Annotated in this window: 2 protein-coding genes; both read right to left on the minus strand. The window is 48.0% G+C overall.

Features of this window, described 5'->3' with window-relative positions; translation table 11 throughout:
* Positions 1-76 precede the first annotated feature (76 nt).
* On the minus strand, positions 77-841 hold the full coding sequence (gene istB / locus BUA14_RS27100) for an IS21-like element helper ATPase IstB (RefSeq protein WP_072775432.1): 765 nt from the start codon (positions 839-841) through the stop codon (positions 77-79).
* Positions 825-2,303 carry an IS21 family transposase gene (gene istA / locus BUA14_RS27105; protein ID WP_072775433.1) on the minus strand — a complete coding sequence of 493 codons (1,479 nt, stop codon included), beginning with the start codon at positions 2,301-2,303 and terminating at the stop codon, positions 825-827. The genes istB and istA overlap by 17 nt, the downstream gene beginning before the upstream one ends.
* Between the last annotated feature and the right edge of the window lie 124 nt (positions 2,304-2,427).

Raw genomic sequence — 2,427 nt, forward strand, 5'->3', positions numbered from 1 at the left:
TAGTAGTGTCAATCAAAAAGTTTACCACCGTGACAGCCAAAAAATTGACCACCCTCCAGGCGGTTACTTCAGTTAATTAATCGTTAATTTTGTTTCCCTTGCTCTGCTTAAACCGGTAGGATTCACCTATGAACGGAATAACATGGGCATGATGGGTTATCCGATCCAGTAAAGCTACGGTTAGTGCATTGTCGCCAAATACCTCCCCCCAACGGCCAAATTCCAGGTTTGTGGTTATGATCAGGCTGCCACGTTCATAGCGTTCTGAGCAGAACTGGAAAAGCAAAGGACTGCCCGCGCCCAGATTAATGTAGCCCAGTTCATCGAGAATCACGAGATCAAATTTGTTCCAGGTCTTGAGGTAACGCGGTAATCGATACTCACTCTCTGCTTTTAATAGCTCTTGAATGAGATCACTCACTTTGATGAAACGAACCCTATACCCTTGTTGAATCGCAGAAATGCCGATGGCTGTAGCAATATGGGATTTTCCCGTGCCGGATTGCCCGACACAAATCAGATTCTCTCGTTGTTCAATAAATCGGCATTCAGCCAGAGAAACAATCTTGGTCTTGGGGACTTTAGGAATACTCATGAAGTCAAATCCTTCGATGGTCTTCATCTCTTGAATTCGGGATTGTTTTAATCGTGAGGCTAATCGTTTCTGGGTACGAACCTCCACTTCTTTCGCCAAGACTGCCGCTAAGAAGGAAGTCGGTGTTTGATTCTGAGCCATGGCATCCCGGGCGAGATCCCTAAAGTGGGCTTTTAGTCCAGGAAGTTTAAGCTGTTTGCAGTAAATATCAATCACTGCTTCCTTCGCGTCAAGCAACTCCGTCATGGTTCGCCCCTCCCATCAGGTGATCATATTTAGAGGGTGTGTCCACTGGAACCTCTAAACGGGCCAGGGGTGACTTCGTTTCCCTAAGGGAAACCTTGGGCGTTGAAGCGTGTACCATGAGAATCTGTCGGATCGACTCTTGGCTGGGAGAATGATGCAGAAGTCCTTCTTCCACGGCCGCGAGGACATCTTCAAAGCGGTACTCAAGATGAAGTAGCAGGATCTTGGCAAATTCACGGTATCCTTCCGGGTCGTTACTACACATTCGAACTCTCAGCTTTTGATACACTTCCGGAAGCTTTCGGACCACTAGAGCATTTTTAGCTGATCGGGGTTTGGTTTGAATGAGGGGTAAATAATGCTCAAGCTTCATCACCTTCTCGCCGCGGCTGTAAGATCGCTCATGGACGGTAACCAACTTTGAGGCGTCATACACTTCAATTCGGTCCACAAAAGCTTCCACGCGAAGGTGACGATTCCCGTAAGCGACCGGTACGGAGTACGTGTTGCGATCCAGTTGAAAAAGGAGCAGCCGGCTGGTGGAAACCATATGAGTTCGCGAACAGGGAAACGGGACAGAAGGCAGGGCCCTAAGTCCTTGACGTTCTTGCTCCCATTCTTTGCTCCGGATTCTCCGTTGCTTCTCACACCAATGAAGGAGTTGCTCATTGAGTTCGTCGAGGGAATGAACGTGTGGAACGGGAACCATCGCGCTACGTCGCACAAATTTAACGAGGTTCTCAACCGTCCCTTTTTCGTTGCCACTGGCCGGGTTACAAAAGTCACTGTCAAATAAGTAATGAGCCCGGAGACTGGAGAAGACCGTATGTTCTTGACGATGAGGACCTTTAAGAATCTTTGTGACCGCGGTTTTGGGATTGTCATAGACCAGGCTTGACGGAACGCCGCCTAACCACTCAAAGGCTCGTTTATGTCCCTCAAGGAAGGCTTCCAGTTTTTCCGTCGGCGATGCCCAGACAAAGGGGATAAGGCTCGCTTTAAGTCTCAGGCAGAACAGGCAGACTTCCGTATAGTGCCCCTGGATGTATACTTTTGCTCTGCCCCAGTCCACCTGGGCTTGTTCTCCCCAATCCGCCGTCAAGGGGACAAACATTTCAACGTGTTGCCTCTTCTCTCTTTGAACAAAGGTCCTGACGGTGGATTCTCCCCCGGTAAAACCATGGTCTTCCTTCAGGCGATCGTAGATTTTTCGCGCCGTATGTCTTTGCTTAGGAGGTGCTGATTCATCCTGCTTTAACCACTCGCGGATAATTTCTTTATAGGGATCTAAAACGGGCGAGGGCTTTTCTTTAGTCAGTTGATAGTGAGGAATATGGGAATCATTGAGGGCTTTACGTATGGTCTGCCGGGCCACTTTCAAGTTACGGCTAATCTTTCGGATGGACCACCCTTCAACGAAATGCTTCTTTCTGATATACTCTTTATCGACCATCTCTAGCATGTCCTTCCCCCTGTACGATTGTTGTCTCAGCAACTCCAATCATACAGAATTAGGCTCTGGAGGTGGTCAACTTTTTGGTTAGCAAACCCTATTTTTGTGGTCAACATTTATGTTAGCACTACTA

Origin of the sequence: Desulfitobacterium chlororespirans DSM 11544, from assembly GCF_900143285.1 — a bacterium.
In the GTDB taxonomy this organism is placed as follows: Bacteria; Bacillota; Desulfitobacteriia; order Desulfitobacteriales; family Desulfitobacteriaceae; genus Desulfitobacterium; species Desulfitobacterium chlororespirans.

Bases quoted from the DNA above. Each gene is read 5' to 3' on its own strand.
- istB (WP_072775432.1), bottom strand. From the start codon at position 841: ATGACGGAGTTGCTTGACGCGAAGGAAGCAGTGATTGATATTTACTGC.
- istA (WP_072775433.1), bottom strand. From the start codon at position 2,303: ATGCTAGAGATGGTCGATAAAGAGTATATCAGAAAGAAGCATTTCGTT.